Genomic DNA, 15,700 nt, shown 5'->3' with positions numbered 1-15,700 from the left:
ACCTGCGAGAGATCCCGCTGGGCGAAGGCTTTCGCCTCGTCCTGCCACTGCGCGGTCAGCCGGGTGATCGAGGAGGCTGAAAGACCCGCTCCGGAGCCGAGGAACTGCTCGAGTGCGGGCCCGAAGTCGCTGGTCGACAGGCCGTGCAGATACAGCAGCGGCAGCACCTCGGACACCTGGGTGGACTTGCGGGCCCAGGCCGGCAGGATCGACGAGGCGAACTTCTTGCGTGTGCCGATGTCGGGGTCGATGCGCTTGTCGTTCACGCGTGGGGCTTTCACTGTCACTGCGCCGGCGGCGGTCATCACGTCGCGTTCAGTGTGGTAGCCGTTGCGCACGACCAACCGGTGGCCGTTGTCGTCGACCTCACCGGCGTGGCGGGCGATGTAGTCGGCGACCTCGGCCTGCAGTGCGGCGGCGAGCATCTGCCGGGCGCCGTCACGGACGATCTCGTCGAGCAGCGACCGACCCGTGGCGGCACCGCCACCGGCCTCGTTCGGGTCCTGGTCTTCGTGTACTACCGTGAGCATGGGCGTGCCTTCCCGCCAGCGCGCCAACGCTGGTCTTGATCAGATTCCTGTGACTTCGTCGATCATCATCCGGGAAGGTGCGTCCTCCCGGGATCCACAGGTTCTGATCATTGCTCGGGACCCGCCGCACCTCGGAGAAACCAGCTTCAAGAAGCGCCTCAGTGAGCTGATCAGCACCGAGAATTCGCGAGACCCTCTCGAATGCGTACGTACTCTCGGATATGGTCATCGTGACCGACCACACCCGTTGGCCCGACTGGCGATTCGCTTCGATCACCTCCACGACTTCCACTGGCCGCGCGTCATCGAGCGCTCCAGAACGGACGCTGCGGCGCACCGACACGGCGTCGGGACTCTCCTCGACAGGAATAATGGGACAGTCGGTTATTGAAACTCTCCGAATTCTGGGCGTCGATGTTCATCGATGAGGCCGAGCCGAATTCGTCTCTGGGGCTTCGCTGCCTCTATCGCGCGGACAGCGCGTTGATCAGGGCATCGTTCAACTCTGCGGCGGGGCTCATCGGCATGGTGTGATGGGTTGCCCCTTCGACGACGATTGAACGCAGTCGAGGGAGCGACTCTGCGATGATCGTGGCCAGCTGTCCACTGTTGTGAACTTTGCTGTTGGCCGCGAGGATCGCCGTAGTTGCGACGGCTAGTTCATCGAGTGCACTTCGCTTGGGACGCTTGGGAACAATGGTTTTCGACTTCGGGAAGTACGCCGCGCCTCGGGCGAGTAGGTCGAGCCAGTCTTCGTCGATGTCCTGTCCGCCGGTCTCCCAGCGAATGAAGTCACGTTCGCGCTTCTCGTTGGGACGCAGCAGTAGCGGTACGGCGTGGGCAAGGTAGGGAGCCCGCATTCCGGCGAAGCACGAATTGGGGTCGAGTAGCACCAGGTTCCGGACTCGGTCCGGCTCGCGCAGTGCGTATGCGAGCGCGATCATCGCGCCGTATGAGTGCCCGACGAGACCGAAGTCGGTCAGGCCGGCGGCCTCGGCGACGGCGTTGAGCCAGAACATCAGGTCGTCGACCGACCGCAGGCGGTCGCCGTCAGCGATGCTTCGACCAGCGTCACCGATCAGATCGACCGCGTAGACCCGGAATCGATCCGCGAGAGCAGCAACGTTCTCGAACCACACAGTGGACGTAGCCCCCGCACCCGGCAGAAGGACTACGGGTGGGGCATCGAGCGGTCCGCATACGTTCACCCGGGTGGTCCCGTACTGCGATGCGAGATCGACACAGGTGACGTCGATCGACCACTTCTCGAGCACGCGATCGTAGGCACGGTAGAAGGCAACACCTTCGGCCGTGGTCGTGAAATCGACAGTCGACAGCGGGGGCATCCGGACTCCTCAGTAATTAGCTCGATACATCGAGATACTTTGGCTGTCGAGATAGTAGATTGTCAGGGCAATGTTGTCGACCACGGGAGAGTGCGATGGATGCCGGGCGCGAGCCTGTCGAGGACTCTCTGGACACCGTTCATCGACTACGCGCACTGGTGGTCGAGTTGCATCTGCTCGGTGCGGATTTCGCTCGTATGCACGGTCTGCACGCCACCGATCTCCGGGCATTGATCTGCCTACTCGACGCGGAGCGCAACGGCCGCGAGGCGACCCCGACGTGGTTGAGGGAACAGCTTCACCTCAACTCCGCATCGGTGACTGCACTGATCGATCGCATGGAGAAGTCCGGGCATGTACGCCGCCAACGAGACCACCAGGACCGCAGAAGAGTACTGATCCACGTCACCCCCGAAGCTGTGCAACTCGGCCAGTCATTCTTCGGCCCGGCGATCGCGAACGCTACGAACGCCATCGGCGCGTACAGCGCAGTGCAGGTACAGACGATCGCAAGATTCCTGGCCGACATGCAACAGTCCATCGACGCCGCCCGAGTGAGTCCTGGCGACCAGGCTTCCATCGTTCAGACGCAGCACGTCCGAGACTGACCCCGAGTACGTAGTGGCCCCAGTTCAGGTGTGGTCAGGGCACAGCAGCGTCGGATTCGTTTGCCATCCTGCATCGGTGAGCCATCGCTGGACCGGATGAGGCAGGGCGTCGTTGATGTCGGTGCCAGCGGCCAGTTCTCCGGCGAGGATGGGTCCGTCTCCGCAGACGGTGCAGGCAACGTCGACAGCGGGTTCTTCGGGTTGGCAACTGCGGCAATGGTGCCGGGCGATGGTCTCGCCTGGTACGGCGGGGTCCCGATATAGCCACGTCACGGCCAGGTCTGCCCGTTGGTGAGCCGCCTCGGATCGGGTGGCGGGCTCGTGCCCGCAGCTCGGGCAGGCGCGTGACGTCTTTCGCGCCGGTGCGGGGTGCTCGAGCGTGGCGACGCCAGGGCCGGCGGCAGTCGGCATCACGGGACCTGTCGCCACGAGGTCGGTCTTCTTCAGATGCCCGTAGAGGGTGGTGCGGCGTACGCCGAGCAGGCCGGCGATCTGAGCGACGGTGTGCTTGCCCTCGTCGTAGAGGCGTTGGGCGTGCTCGACCTGCTCGGCGGTGAGTTTCGAGGGCCGTCCACCCTTGCGGCCACGCGCCCGGGCGGCGGCCAGTCCGTCGCGGGTGTTGGCCACGATCAACTCGCGTTGGAGTTCGGCGAGCACCGAGAGCATCCCGAACATCGCTCGCCCCTCGGCGGTCGAGGTGTCGATGCCCTGTTCGAGCACCTTCAGGCCCACTCCCTTCTCCCGGAGCTGCGCGCCGAGACCGATCAGGTGCAGTACCGACCGACCCAACCGGTCGAGACGAGTGATCGCGAGCTGGTCCCCGTCGCGTAGGAGCCTGAGCACCAGATCGAGCTGCGGTCGGGACGCTTTCGCTCCGGAGGCGTAGTCGACGTGGATGTTCTCGTCGGTGACGCCGGCCCGGCGTAGGGCGTCGATCTGATGGTCCGGATTCTGGTCTCCGGTCGAGACACGGGCATAGCCGATCAGCATGTGTCGGCAATATCCGAATTTGGGGTTATCCGACGTTGATTATCGACGCGGGTTTTCGACAGACTCGACCTGGGTTGACGATCCGACCGTCGGAGGTGTCGACAAACGATGGTTTTACGACGCCTCGCACCCGCTCGGTTGCCAGTAGGTCCCGCCAGGCGCGCGCAGACGGAGCGCAGGTCTGTTTCGGCGCATTTCCGGCGGTGCATGTGCTCTAATTGCCGGGTGATGACCTTCGCGCAGCTCTGGTGGCCGCTCTCTTAGCGGCCTTGAACTGTGTTTTGTCGGCCGCCTCTCGCGCGGCCGAAGATTCCCGCCTGAACGGCGGCAGGCATCCCGGTTGATGCGGTGAGGTGGCCCCCTATCGAGAGGACCCCCATGACCTTCGACGATGAATCGGTTCGCGCCACTGGTATCGGCGAGTTGTTGATCAGTTCCCGCTCATTCGACGAGTACCGGGCGATGTTCAACCTCACCGACGGTGACCTGGCCGTTCAGATCTTGGACTGTCCCGGCGGTGCCGCCGGGTTCGCCAGCGAAGTGAACAGCCGCGGTGGTGACGTGACCGCCTGCGATGTTGCCTATTTCGGACGCAGCGCTGACGATCTCGCCGCCATTGCAGAGACGGAGACGGATCGGGGGAACCGATACGTCCGCACGCACGCGGAGCAGTACGAGTGGAGGTTCTTCACCGGTCCCGACGAACACCAGCGCGTCCGGGCACAAGCCGCCCAGCAGTTTGCCGCTCATCTACGCCAGCATCCACACCGCTACGTCGCCGGACGGTTGCCGTCGTTGCCGTTCCCAGATACCAGCTTCGATCTGGTGCTCAGCTCCCATCTGCTGTTCAGCTACTCCGACCGCCTTGACTACAGCTTCCATGTCAGCGCGATCGGTGAGCTGATGCGCGTAGCCAGGGGTGAGGTGCGGATCTTCCCGCTGGTGGCCGTGGGATCGGATGAGCGCTATCCGCGACTCGACCAGCTGCTCGTCGACCTTCATACCCGCAACATCGTCGGCCGAATCGTCAAGGTCGACTACGAATTTCAGAGAGGCGGAGACCACATGCTGGTGTGCAGTCATGCCCAGTCCGCAGCCCGGAAGTGACTCACCCATACCGTGGCACGCCACTCCGTTGATGAGAAAGGAAAGCTCCCAGTGTCTTTGGAGGACGTTTGCCGAGCTATCGACGCACTCGACGAACAGATCATTGCCTTGCTTGCCCAGCGCCAACGACATGTCCAACGTGCAGGGCACTGCAGCATTCACACAGGGCGGGCACTACCAATCGAGTGGCGCGCCAGGGCTCCGGCAAAAGTGTCTCTTCTGGCTTCGACGTCGCACCGGTTCCGGACACCCTGCCACTTTCAACCCCAGAACCGTGCCATCGCTCGCCGAAGGTCCGTCTAGTGTCAGCTGCGATGAACAGCGTTGATGATCTCCAACTCGCGTTCGACACGTCGGACCTGGCGGCGGAACTCGCGCTCGCCCACTTCACGTCCGGCGTGACGGCAACACTGAAGGCCGACGGCACACCGGTCACCGAAGCCGACCGGGCAGTCGAGCGCTTGCTTCGAGAGACGCTGTCGCAGGCACGGCCCGACGATGCGTTCCTCGGCGAGGAACTTGGTCAGCTCGGCGAATCCGATCGGGTTTGGATCCTCGACCCTATCGATGGCACCGGATTCTTCAGTCGGGGTGATCCGAACTGGCGAATCCACATTGTTCTGGAGGTTCAAGGGACCACCGAGGTCGCGGTCGTCACCTCTCCTGCGCTACAGCGCTGCTGGTGGGCGACCCGAGGTGGCGGTTCCTTCGAGTCGTCTTGGCCCCGCGCGGACGGCAAGGCGCGGCGCCTCAAGGTCAGTGCGACGTCGACGCTCGCTGACGCGGTGCTCGATGCTCTGGATGACGAGTCCAGAGCTCGTCTCCCACCGAGTGCGGCTCGAGCGCCTGCGAGCCCCCTACCGCTGGTCGAGCTCGTTCGTGGCGAGATCGATGCCTTCTTGGCCGAGCGCTACTACAAATGGGATCACGCGCCCTGGGTTCTACTCGTCGAGGAAGCCGGCGGCCGCTTCACCGATCGAACCGGTGGACGTGCGAGCGATCAGGGCGGCGGCCTGTACTCGAACGGCATCCTGCACAGTGAGCTCCTGGCTTCGCTGCACTACCCGGCACATCCCTGACCGGCGGGAGCCTCCCGTTCCTTATCAAGCTCCCGCAGTTGGACCGCCGCAGCGGTGTAGTCGGCGTACACGGCGCCTGAGGTGGCCGATAACGCGTCTTGGGGTTCCGGCCTGGTGAGGACGAGTAGGGGGTCAGCACTGGTTCGTCGAGGGCATCATGGGTTCATTCAGCTCTGACACCTGGTATTTCGATCACGAGTCCCGTGACGGTCGTCGGCCGATATCGGCGGCATAGCTGGTCCAGTCGCCGGCGCTGGCCTGTTGCCAGTCGACAGCGACGTTGATGTGGATGCCGAGGGTGCGGGCGAGGATCGCGGCGGGTACCTCGGCGGCAAGGGAGAACAGGGCGGCTGAGCGGGCCGGGTTGGGGCGGATTCCGAGTGCACGCAGACGCACTCCCATCTGTGCGGCGCTGAGCGGTCGGCCGGGTTGGCCGCCGGGGAACAGCCACGGTGAGGAGCCTTGGTCGCCGATGGTGGCGTGCCCGGTGCGGGCGTCGACCAGGGCCGAGACGAGCATGGACAGGGGTTTGGGCAGCACGATGGGACTGCTGCCCAGCCGTAGCTGGACCCCGTTCGTCCCGGTGGTGACGTCGTCGGTGATCAGGTGGGTGATCGTCGAGGCGCGCTGCGCGTAGAGCAGCACCAGCAGCCCGGCGACCCGGTCCTCGGGTTTGACGGCGTCGTCGTGCAGAAGACGGCGGGCGATGTCCCACCGCTGCTCGCCGTCGATCAGTTCTGCCGGTCCACGCCAGCTACGGCGGATGCCCTCGAGTGAGGTGTCCACCAGCTTGTTGGCGGTGGCCCAGCGCAGGAATCCACTGCCGGCATTGCGGTAACGGGCATCCGGATCGGTGAGCCATCGATCGATGTCAGCTTGGGTGCAGGTGGCCAGACTGAGCTGATGGGCGGTGAGCCAATTGAGCAGCACAGCCGCTCCGCGGAGGCGGGTCCGGATGCCGGTGGCCTGCCCGTAGCTGACCGGTCGGCCGCGGTTGCGTGCGCGTAGTCGCCGTATGAGGTGCCAGGTTGCGTAGTGGCGCGCCAGCTTTCGGTGTCCCGGATCGGTGACCGTGTCGACGGTGTCGGTAATCCAGCGTTCGAGCCGGGCGAGGTGTTCGTCGCGGTCGGGAAGGGCGCCGGTAGCGACGAGCACGCTGCGTAGGTGGTCGATCGGCTTGCTGGGGCCGAGGTCGTCGAGAGCGTCGTGACTCAATGCTCTTCTGCCGCTGCCGAGGTCGCGCAGCACCGCCTCGGCGGCGCTGCGCGTGAGCCAATTCAGCACGGTGCCGGGGCGATCCGTGTCCACCAGCGTGCGGTGCAGCTCGGTCAGCTCGGGCCTGATGTTCCCGCTGTCGTCGGCGAGAAGTGCGCGCAGGCGTTCGTCGAGGACACACCGCTTGCAGGGGTGATTGCCCACGAGGCGTTCGGCGGTTCCGCAGCGCGGGCACGGCTGCCACGGTGCGGGATCGAAGTCGGTGCAGCGGGCACAGAGCGGATCCTCGAGGGTTCCGGAACGGACCAGCTCGACTTGGCCGCAGCCGGTGCAGCGAGTCTAGCGTTGCTGGCATGCCGTGCACCACGGTTCGCCGGTGACGCGGGAGATCTCGGCCGGCCCGTGGCGGCCGCAGATCGCGCACGTCAGTAGCTGTTTCGGGCGGCAGTTCCAGCAGAACGGGCCGGCGTCGGTGCGGGCCTCGACCGGTTTGAGGTGGCCGCAGCTGGTGCAGTGTTCGTGGTTGGCAGGGTCGTTGAGCACGCATCTCGAGCACAACGGCAGACCTTGGCCGTCGCGTCCGCCGGGTTCTCGGGTCCGGCCGCAACGTGAGCACGGCACGGAGCGGGCTGCGATGCTGCATCGTCGGCAGATGCGCAGTCCGTCGCGGAGGCGGGTCAGTGGGGTGACCCGCCCGCAGCCTGAGCAGGCTGGGCGCACGATGCCGGTCGCTCCGGCTTCGCAGAGGGCGTCGATCAGCCGGAGCACGGCCGGTATCGGCGCCTCATGTCCGTCGCCGGTCAGCAGTCCTGGACGGTCTTCGATCACCCACGCCAACCGCCGACGAGCAGTCGGTCGTGGGGCCGCGAGAGATGCGGCGGCGATGATCGCGCCGGGAGCGAGCGGTGGGTCGATTCGGGTGATCACCTCGACGAGCAGCGAGTCGGGATCGCGGGAGTCGCGCACCGGGCAGCGGAGGCAGTGAGGTTCCCCGTGTCGATCCCGCCGGGCTACAGGCCTCATGTTCCCGCACGAGAAGCAGCGTTCTCGCGGCCGCCCACATACGTGGCAGTACCAGTTCTCGCCCATGCGGGCCAGGGTGCCTTGTATCGGTCGATCACAGTCGGTGCAGCGAGGTGCGGCGACATGCTCGGCGCCGGCGGCCCGGATCGCGACCAGCAACTCGCCGACAACCAGCGGTGCCGGCGAGCGCCCGTCGACCAGCAGTCCGGGGCGGTCGGTGAGCGCGAGCGCGAGCCGCCGTGCCTTCGCCCGTCCCGGAGCGACATCTTTGACCACTCGCCGCGCAGTGTCGGGCTCGAATCCCGGGTCTGCCTGTGCGAGCAGGTCCATGATCGCTCCGACCGGGTCGGCAACGGCTCGGTCCCGCCCATCGAGGCCGGTCACGGGCGATCGGTACCGACGATCCGCGCCCTCTTGGGGCGCAGGTCACCGACACCGTCCGCAGCCGATCCGCCCGCGGCCGCGCGGGTGGGCTTGGCCGCCGCGGACTCGATCGGTTCGATGAGGTCGGCCATCGTGCAGTCGAGGACATCGAGCAACGCCATCAGGACCTTCAGGCTCAACCGCTCGGGGCGTTCGACCACCAGCCGATACACCTGAGAGGACGACAGCCGAATCCCTCGCTGTGCCAACGGTTCGATCAGATCGGTGGTCGAGAACATGCCCCGTCCGGCCATGACCTGACGCAGATGCCAGCGATAGTCCAGGCGTGCCGCCATCACAGACTCCCTTCTTCGGATGACTCGTAGGTGTCGAATGCCGGCGCCAGCGCCCGCCGTAGTGCGCTGTTCATGAAGTCGTCGCTGACATGGGTGTAGATCGCCGTCGAACTGTCGCACTCGTGCCCGACCTGGGTCTGGATGAACCGACGATCGACACCGTTCTCGGTCAAATGCGTGACGTAGGAGTGCCGCAACGAATGCGGCACCAGCACCGACGGCAGGCCGAGGGCATCGCGGTAGGCGGCGAACCGCGCATTGATCTCCGCCGACTTGATCCGACCGCCACGTTCGGTCACCCACAACGCGGGGTGCTCGGCGTGTCCGAACCTCGGGCGAACGTTCTCGACGTAGTCGGCCACCGCCTCGACCGCCCACCCCATCGTCGCCGCGACATTGCGCCGACGTGGCGTCTGCCCACGTTTGGCCTTGCCGTAGCGCACGTGCAGCATCCCGTACCGGCCGAACTCGGGGGCGGCAGGATTGCGGCCCCAGTCGACGACGTCGAGCTTGGCCGCCTCCGTGCGACGCAGTCCCCACCCGTAGACGACCTTGAACAGCGTCGCATCCCGATATGCGGCCAGGGCTCCCTTACGTCCCGCCCGCACCGCCCGTTCGACCTGGTCGTCGGCGTAGTCGAAAAACCGCTGCAACTCCTCCCGCGTGAACGGGCGCGCCTCCGGATTCCCCTCGTAGTCGTTGAGGTGGGCGATCGTGTTCCACTCGTGGACGACCGGCACCGGATGCACGCCGGTCCCGAATTCCTTCTCGCACGCACGAACCCACCCGTAGCGCGGATCGGTGAGGTACTCGGTGAACAACCGCAGATGACCCTGGTACTGGCGGATCGTCGACGGTGCGAGGTGGTGTTCGGCGGTCAGCGACAGCGACCACTCATCGACCTGCCCGGCCGACCACAACCACGGATAGTCATTGGTGAACGCCATGAACCGCTTCACCACCTGCTCCCGCTTCGTGATGCCCTCGTCCCGCAGGCCCCGGGCCGTCTGCTGCGCTCGAAACCCCCGCAGCATCGCCTCGACCATCGCGTCCTCCGGCCGCAGCTGCACCACCCCGGAGACGAGTTCGAGGTGCGCCGCCCCCGCCAGATCACCACGGCCCATCCGCTCCTCCACCCACCCAAAAGTCCACCCGTTAAGTGCCAAAATCATGCATCTAACGGGATCGCTAGGCAAGTGATGCAGGTCAGACCCGATCCTCGGGTCACTCGATTCACGCATTCCGGAGCGCGGCTACCAGGCGACCAGCCGCGATCCACTCACCAGATGCAATTCCCAAGGGTTAGTCGACGAAGAGGTACCCGCCAGGCTTGATTGCTCCGTACATCCCGCTCAGGTGTTCGACGAGGCTACTGAAATCACTCGGGTCATCAACGCGGCTGTCCCATGCGTCAGCGTATGCGAGCGAGTTGCCTCGACACAGGATCAGCTCGAACACCTGCGGGAATGCGTACGCCAGCTCGTTCCAGCGAAGAAGCAGCGGCTTCGCCGGGACACCGGCTGCCTCGGAGTTGGCGGAGAACTGCCTCAACATCTCAGCACATCCGTCCGAGCACACGATGCTGTGCCCGAGCTGAAGAAGTTCGATAGTGCCGAAGCCTGTTCCAACCGCGCAATCGAGCACTGGTCCGCGAATCTCGAGCTGGTCCGCCGGGCCCACGAACTGATCGACGAACGCGGAGGAATCGGTGCACACGTGGAGGTAGGCGTCCAGCACCTCTGCGGGGTGGAGTTCTGTGTTCATCCGCGCACCCCCTCGTTCGCCTCCTGCTGGGACTCGACGATCCGCAAGACCGAGGGGCGGTCAACCTTGCTGTTGTGGCGAACATCGGCAGGCAGCGAGCCGCTCAGCGTCACGACGGTAGGACGGGGGACGTCAGCGCGGTCGGCTTGCAGGTTCAGCACGAACTCATCAACCTCGGCGACCGAATCACCTGGAAGCACGTAGAACAGCTCGTCGCTCGGCTCCGAGTACACCACGGCGCTGATCGACGCCCCCGTCGCCATGTTCCACATCTGCTCCAAGGCGTCCGGGTAAAGGTCACCACCCCCCGCACGACGGATCACGTCCTTCTTGCGGCAGACAAACCACAGCCGTCCCTTGTCGTCGATGTACCCGAGGTCGGCAGTTCGGTGCCACACTCGTTCGGTCACGACGTCGCGCAGTTTCGCGTGGCACTCTACGTCGGGGCGGCGGAAGTACGTCCGCGTCACCCGACTGCCCGTCACGACGATCTCCCCGACCTCCATCGACGCGAGACTGGACCGCCCGATGGAGAAGTCGCTCTCGTCAGACTCGATCGGGACAACCCCGACCGACATCTCGTCCGCGACCGCGCCGAGGGGCACGCCGGCACCCGCGTACGTCCTCGTTCTCGACAAGTACACGAACTCGGGCGCGTCGATCACCGTGATGGGCATCACCGCCTCGGTGCTGGCGAATGGGATGCGGACGGTGGTCCGAGGAAGCGTCGATGAGATGCGCTCGATGAGCCGTCCACTGAGTGCGGACCCAGCCGTGGCCGCGATCTTGATCGGCGGAGCCTCTTCACCCGACTCTTCGAGGAAGCGGACCAGCCTGTCCCACACGAGCGGAGAGGCGAACACATAGTCGCAGCCGTGCTTCATCATCTGCCTGTGCACAGAGTCGATGGGGATTTTCAGCGGCTGTAGCGTGGTCACGTCAGGCAGTACCGCAGTACGCCCGATGGCAATGGCGACCAGTGCCAGGTGGGGGAACAAGCAGAACTCGGTCTGAACCTCGGTCGCCGCCGAGTAGTACCGGATCTGGGAGGACAGCTCGCGAGTGGCCCACGGGACACCCTTGGGGATACCTGTCGTCCCGCTCGTATAGAGCATGAGGATCGGATCGAGCACATCGCACGTCGGCGACCACCGGGGTTCGGCTTCCTCGGCGGTGGTGAGCGCCGCGAGGCCCGTCGGGTCGAAGTGGGTCAACCCGAGAGTGTCATCGAGCTTGCTCGTCGTCACCCACACCGTCGCTTCAAGTTCGTCGATGCACTGCCTCAACGTGGCCTCGGATGAGTTCGGGTCGAGCAGAGCAGGCGTGATGTTCTCGGTGAACGCTCCGAAGCACGCGACAACGAAATCCAGATCGAGCGAGCCTGTCACAACGACGTTGCTCCCGGGGCGAGCCCCAGCGGCGACCATGCTCCGACCTGCGGCAGCGGCCCGTGCGAGAAGCTCTTCGAAAGACAGAGACCTCCCCGTCTTCGCCTCGACCACCGCTGTGACATGTGGGCGTGCCCGCGCCGACGCGATCAGCTCGTCCAGGAGAACGTTGCCCGTGAAGCGGTTCATTGTGTCCTTCGGTCTGCTGCGTGAGGAGATGATCATCTCGACGAGCGCTCAGAATAAACCAATCGGTATGGTTTGCCGCGTCAGTGCGAACTTTGGTGACCTTGGTACGTACACGCACTGTGACAAAAGCACTTTCGATGGATTCGTAGTACGCCGATGTGCCAATACTCGGCCGCATACCGGAAGTACTGGCCGGAATTCGTGATGATCAACGGCCGAACTGGGGCCTACTCAGGTAGCCACACCCACACATCCCCAGGATCGGCCCTGCCCCTTGTGCTCCATCGCCCGGTAGTGGGCGAGACGTTCGGCGTGGCGATCGCGATGCTGGGCGACCTCTGCGCGCAGCGCATCGGCGTCGCCGTGGGCGGCGGCGCGGATCTTGACGGCGAGTTCGTCGCGTAAGCGGCCCGGTTCGGTCGGTGCGGCGATCCACCGGGCGAGTTCGCGGGCACCGGCGGCGCTCACCCGGTAGTCCTTCTTGTCGGGGCGCCCGTCCTGCGGGACGACGGTTGCCTCGACCCAGCCGCGGTCCTCCACGCGCCGCAGGACACGGTAGATCTGCTGGTGTGTCGCGCCCCAGAAGAAGCCGATGGATCGGTCGAAGCGGCGGGTGAGCTCGTAGCCGGAGCCGGCCTGTTCGGACAGCGGCACCAGGAGCGCGTGATCGAGTGCCATGAACCGAACCGATATGCACCTGATTGCTTGTCCAATCAGGTGCACAAAGGTTTCCCGCTGCCGCGGCATCGTCGCGGACGGGTCCGGGCGGAGCCCACACCCGCGGATCACCGACGGTGCGCGAGCCTCCGGATGATCGCGTCACCGGCCGACTGCATGATCTGCACCATGATGATCAGCACCACGACGGCGACCAACAGCACCGGAGTGTTGAACCGCTGGTACCCGTACACCAACGCAAAATCACCGAGGCCGCCGGCACCGATCACCCCGGCCATCGCCGAGTACCCGACGAGCAGCACCAGCGTCAGCGTCGCGCCGGCCACCAGCGCCGTCGTCGCCTCGGGCACCAGCACCTTCCGGACGATCTGCCCGTCGGTCGCACCCATCACCTGCGCGGCCTCCACCCGGCCGCGCGGCACCTCCCGCAACGCCGACTCGACGATGCGGGCGAAGAACGGCACCGCGCCGATCGTGAGCGGCACGATCGCCGCGGTCGGCCCGATCGCCGTCCCGACGATGAACCGCGTCACGCCGATCAGCGCGATGAGCAGAATCAGGAACGGCAGCGACCGGAACAGGTTCACGATCACCCCGAGCACGGTGTTGAGCGCGCGCATCGGTCGCAGTCCCGACGGGGACGTGACCTGCAGGACGATACCCACCGCGACCCCACCGACCACGGTGAGGACGAACGAGACACCGACCATGTAGAGCGTTTCGAGGGTGGCGATCCACACCTCCGGCAGCGCCTCGTACCAGGTGGTCTTGTTCATCCGGCGAGCCCCTCGAGATCGGTGTCCGTGCCCCACGACAGCGTCAGGTGCGGGCGGTCCCCGACGAAACGCGCGACCGCGTCCCGGTCGACGGCCCCACCGAAGCGGAGCCGCAATCGGCCCACCGTCGTCGTCCCGACCCGCTCGACCCGTCCGCCGACGACCGCGACGTCCGCGTCGACCGTCCGGATCAGATCGGACAGCCACGGCCCGTGCGCGTCCTCTCCGAGTGCGGTGACGAGCGCGGTGTCGGCGATCGGGCCGGCCGACGGATCGTCCCCCACCGGGACGATCGCGGCGCCCAGCATCGAACCCGGATCAGCCACCAGATCCGATATCCGCCCGGTCTCCACGATGTGCCCGGACTCGAGCCGCGCCGCCGACGTGCACACCCGACGCAGCACCCCCAGTTCGTGGGTGATCACCACGACGGTCACGCCCAGCCGGCGGTTGATCTCGGCGACCAGATCGAGCACCTGGTCGGTGGTGTCGGGATCGAGCGCGCTGGTCGCCTCGTCGCACAGCAGCACGTCGGGTTCGGCGGCCAGAGCCCGCGCGATTCCGACGCGCTGCTGTTGTCCTCCGGACAACTGCGACGGGTAGGACGACTCCTTGCCGGCCAGACCCACCAGCTCCAGCAGCTCGCGCACGCGGGTGCGCCGCTGCGTCCTGTCGACCCCCGCCACCTCGAGCGGGAACTCGACGTTGCCGAGAACCGTGCGCGAATGCAGCAGGTTGAACTGCTGGAACACCGTTCCGATCCGTCGGCGCGCCGAGCGCAGGTCCGCGCCCGACAGCGTCGACAGGTCGTCGCCGCCGAGGAGGATTCGGCCCGAGGTCGGCCGCTCGAGCAGGTTCAGGCAGCGCAGCAGCGTCGACTTGCCCGATCCGGACGGTCCGACGATCCCGAAGATCTCCCCGGTGGGGATCTCCAGGTCGATGCCGCGCAGGGCCTCGACCGTCCCGGCACCACCGACACCGGGGAAGGTCTTGACGAGGTTCTCGACGACGATCATCAGTTCGCGGGATGCACCGGGACGACGGAACCGGAGTAGGTCCGGTCGATCCACGCGGCGGTCTCCGGCGACTCCAACGCGTCCTTCAGCGCGACGACCTTCGGATCGTCGACGTTCTCCTCCTTGACGACGAGCAGGTTGGAGAACGGATTGTTCTCCACGGATTCGCTGACGATGGCGTCGTCCGAGGGTGTCAGACCGGCCTCGAGCGCGTAGTTGGAGTTGATCACGGCCGCGGTGATCTGCGGGTCGTCGAGCTGCCGCGCGAGCTGAGGACGTTCGATCCCCACGATCGCCAGGTTCTTCGGGTTGTCGACGATGTTCGATTCGGTCACCACGGACAGGTTCGCGTCGGCGAACGGCACGTCCATCGTGATCAGCCCGGCCGACTCGAGCAGATAGAGGGCACGCGCGAAGTTCGTGGTGTCGCGGGGGATGGCGATCGTGTCGCCGTCCTGCAACTCGTCGAGCGAGGTGACCTTGTTCGAGTACAGACCCATCGGCTCGAGGTGCACCTCGGCGACGGCCACGAGGTCGTCGACACCGTTCTGCACCTGCCAGTCGTCGAGGTAGGGGCGATGCTGGAAGAAGTTCGCCTCGACGTCACCGGCCTGCAGCAGGTCGTTCGGGTCGATCTCGCCGGTGACCTCGTGGATGTCCAGCGAGTAGTCGCCGAGTGCACCGGAGTCCACGATGTGCTCGAGGATCTCCACGTGCGGGGTCGACGACGCCGAGATCGACAGGGTGTTCTCGTCGCTTCCGGACGAGCAGGCGGCCAGCCCGACCCCGAGAACGAGAGCTGAGGTGGCGACGGCGAAGCGGCGCAGGAACATCGGTGTCAACCTTCCGTGGTGTTGCCGGGCCGCGGCGCGACCCGGGACGTGGTGCCGGGCAGCGGGCTGCCCGTCGCGGGCCCGGTCATCCGACGAAGGACCGGGCGAGGTCGGCGCGGTCTCGCGCGGTCGCGTATCGGGTGTGCGCGGAGCCTGGACTCGAGCGCGTTGAGACGCGTACACAGCATGCAACGTACCGCCGTGGTCGTCGGTCCCGACCCCTTTCGCCGCGGACGATGCGGGGTCGGAGGGTGCGGACACTGGGGTGGATCCTTTCGAACCGGGACGGTCGGCGCCCCGGAGGGCGGCGGCCGGGCGGGCGAGTCCGGTGGTTCCGTCGTGGACGCACCGCGGATGTGCGGGCATGCGACACGGGGAACGGGAAATCTGCGGACGGCCGAGGAGGGAGGGGACGGTCAGAGGCGGCAGCGACAACACG

The 15,700-nt window shown here is 66.0% G+C and carries 15 protein-coding genes and 1 pseudogene; 3 read left to right on the top strand and 13 right to left on the bottom strand.

All coding sequences use genetic code 11. The features are described 5' to 3' along the window. Positions 1-530, bottom strand: a 530-nt coding sequence (locus LDQ05_RS10340) for a transposase (RefSeq protein ID WP_226436872.1), incomplete at its 3' end; no start/stop codon positions are given. Between the two features lie 464 nt (positions 531-994). Then, positions 995-1,876 (bottom strand): alpha/beta fold hydrolase, encoded by an 882-nt coding sequence (locus LDQ05_RS10335; protein WP_226436871.1) that lies wholly within the window; start codon positions 1,874-1,876, stop codon positions 995-997. Between the two features lie 95 nt (positions 1,877-1,971). Between LDQ05_RS10335 and LDQ05_RS10330 the strand changes: the two genes are divergently transcribed. Continuing rightward, positions 1,972-2,484 (top strand): MarR family winged helix-turn-helix transcriptional regulator, encoded by a 513-nt coding sequence (locus LDQ05_RS10330; protein ID WP_226436870.1) that lies wholly within the window; start codon positions 1,972-1,974, stop codon positions 2,482-2,484. Between the two features lie 24 nt (positions 2,485-2,508). Here LDQ05_RS10330 and LDQ05_RS10325 read toward each other — a convergent pair whose 3' ends face one another. Next, positions 2,509-3,474, bottom strand: coding sequence for a recombinase family protein (locus LDQ05_RS10325; RefSeq protein ID WP_226436869.1), 966 nt, complete (start codon positions 3,472-3,474; stop codon positions 2,509-2,511). Between the two features lie 378 nt (positions 3,475-3,852). Between LDQ05_RS10325 and LDQ05_RS10320 the strand changes: the two genes are divergently transcribed. Together LDQ05_RS10320 and LDQ05_RS10310 are read left to right on the top strand one after the other, a co-directional pair. After that, positions 3,853-4,581 carry a methyltransferase domain-containing protein gene (locus LDQ05_RS10320; protein WP_226436868.1) on the top strand — a complete coding sequence of 243 codons (729 nt, stop codon included), beginning with the start codon at positions 3,853-3,855 and terminating at the stop codon, positions 4,579-4,581. A gap of 314 nt (positions 4,582-4,895) precedes the next feature. Beyond that, positions 4,896-5,660: an inositol monophosphatase family protein gene (locus LDQ05_RS10310; protein ID WP_226436866.1), complete on the top strand. Its 765-nt coding sequence runs from the start codon at positions 4,896-4,898 to the stop codon at positions 5,658-5,660. Between the two features lie 192 nt (positions 5,661-5,852). Here the strand turns inward: LDQ05_RS10310 and LDQ05_RS10305 are convergent, their stop codons facing one another. From LDQ05_RS10305 to LDQ05_RS10260, 10 genes and pseudogenes are all read right to left on the bottom strand, one after another. After that, on the bottom strand, positions 5,853-7,079 hold the full coding sequence (locus LDQ05_RS10305; protein ID WP_226436865.1) for a site-specific integrase: 1,227 nt from the start codon (positions 7,077-7,079) through the stop codon (positions 5,853-5,855). 135 nt (positions 7,080-7,214) lie between these two features. Next, positions 7,215-8,282: a hypothetical protein gene (locus LDQ05_RS10300; protein WP_226436864.1), complete on the bottom strand. Its 1,068-nt coding sequence runs from the start codon at positions 8,280-8,282 to the stop codon at positions 7,215-7,217. Next, entirely contained in the window at positions 8,279-8,617 is a 339-nt protein-coding gene (locus tag LDQ05_RS10295) for a helix-turn-helix domain-containing protein (protein WP_226436863.1), read from the bottom strand. The genes LDQ05_RS10300 and LDQ05_RS10295 overlap by 4 nt, the downstream gene beginning before the upstream one ends. Continuing rightward, positions 8,617-9,663 (bottom strand): tyrosine-type recombinase/integrase, encoded by a 1,047-nt coding sequence (locus tag LDQ05_RS10290; RefSeq protein ID WP_226436875.1) that lies wholly within the window; start codon positions 9,661-9,663, stop codon positions 8,617-8,619. The genes LDQ05_RS10295 and LDQ05_RS10290 overlap by 1 nt, the downstream gene beginning before the upstream one ends. 256 nt (positions 9,664-9,919) lie before the next feature. Continuing rightward, a complete protein-coding gene (locus LDQ05_RS10285; RefSeq protein WP_226436862.1) occupies positions 9,920-10,381 on the bottom strand; it encodes a class I SAM-dependent methyltransferase in 462 nt (153 codons plus the stop codon). Then, positions 10,378-11,958 carry an AMP-binding protein gene (locus tag LDQ05_RS10280; protein ID WP_226436861.1) on the bottom strand — a complete coding sequence of 527 codons (1,581 nt, stop codon included), beginning with the start codon at positions 11,956-11,958 and terminating at the stop codon, positions 10,378-10,380. The genes LDQ05_RS10285 and LDQ05_RS10280 overlap by 4 nt, the downstream gene beginning before the upstream one ends. Before the next feature lie 273 nt (positions 11,959-12,231). Further along, positions 12,232-12,636 (bottom strand): annotated as a pseudogene (locus LDQ05_RS10275) (PadR family transcriptional regulator); the annotation flags it as partial. Between the two features lie 107 nt (positions 12,637-12,743). Further along, positions 12,744-13,412: a methionine ABC transporter permease gene (locus LDQ05_RS10270; protein WP_226436860.1), complete on the bottom strand. Its 669-nt coding sequence runs from the start codon at positions 13,410-13,412 to the stop codon at positions 12,744-12,746. Continuing rightward, positions 13,409-14,428 carry a methionine ABC transporter ATP-binding protein gene (locus tag LDQ05_RS10265; protein ID WP_264184734.1) on the bottom strand — a complete coding sequence of 340 codons (1,020 nt, stop codon included), beginning with the start codon at positions 14,426-14,428 and terminating at the stop codon, positions 13,409-13,411. Before LDQ05_RS10265 ends, LDQ05_RS10270 begins: the two co-directional genes overlap by 4 nt. Further along, entirely contained in the window at positions 14,428-15,261 is an 834-nt protein-coding gene (locus LDQ05_RS10260) for a MetQ/NlpA family ABC transporter substrate-binding protein (protein ID WP_226436858.1), read from the bottom strand. Before LDQ05_RS10260 ends, LDQ05_RS10265 begins: the two co-directional genes overlap by 1 nt. Positions 15,262-15,700: the final 439 nt, after the last annotated feature.

This window comes from Rhodococcus yananensis, from assembly GCF_020515525.1.
Taxonomy (GTDB): domain Bacteria; phylum Actinomycetota; class Actinomycetes; order Mycobacteriales; family Mycobacteriaceae; genus Rhodococcus; species Rhodococcus yananensis.
This window is presented reverse-complemented; position numbering and strand designations above follow the sequence as displayed.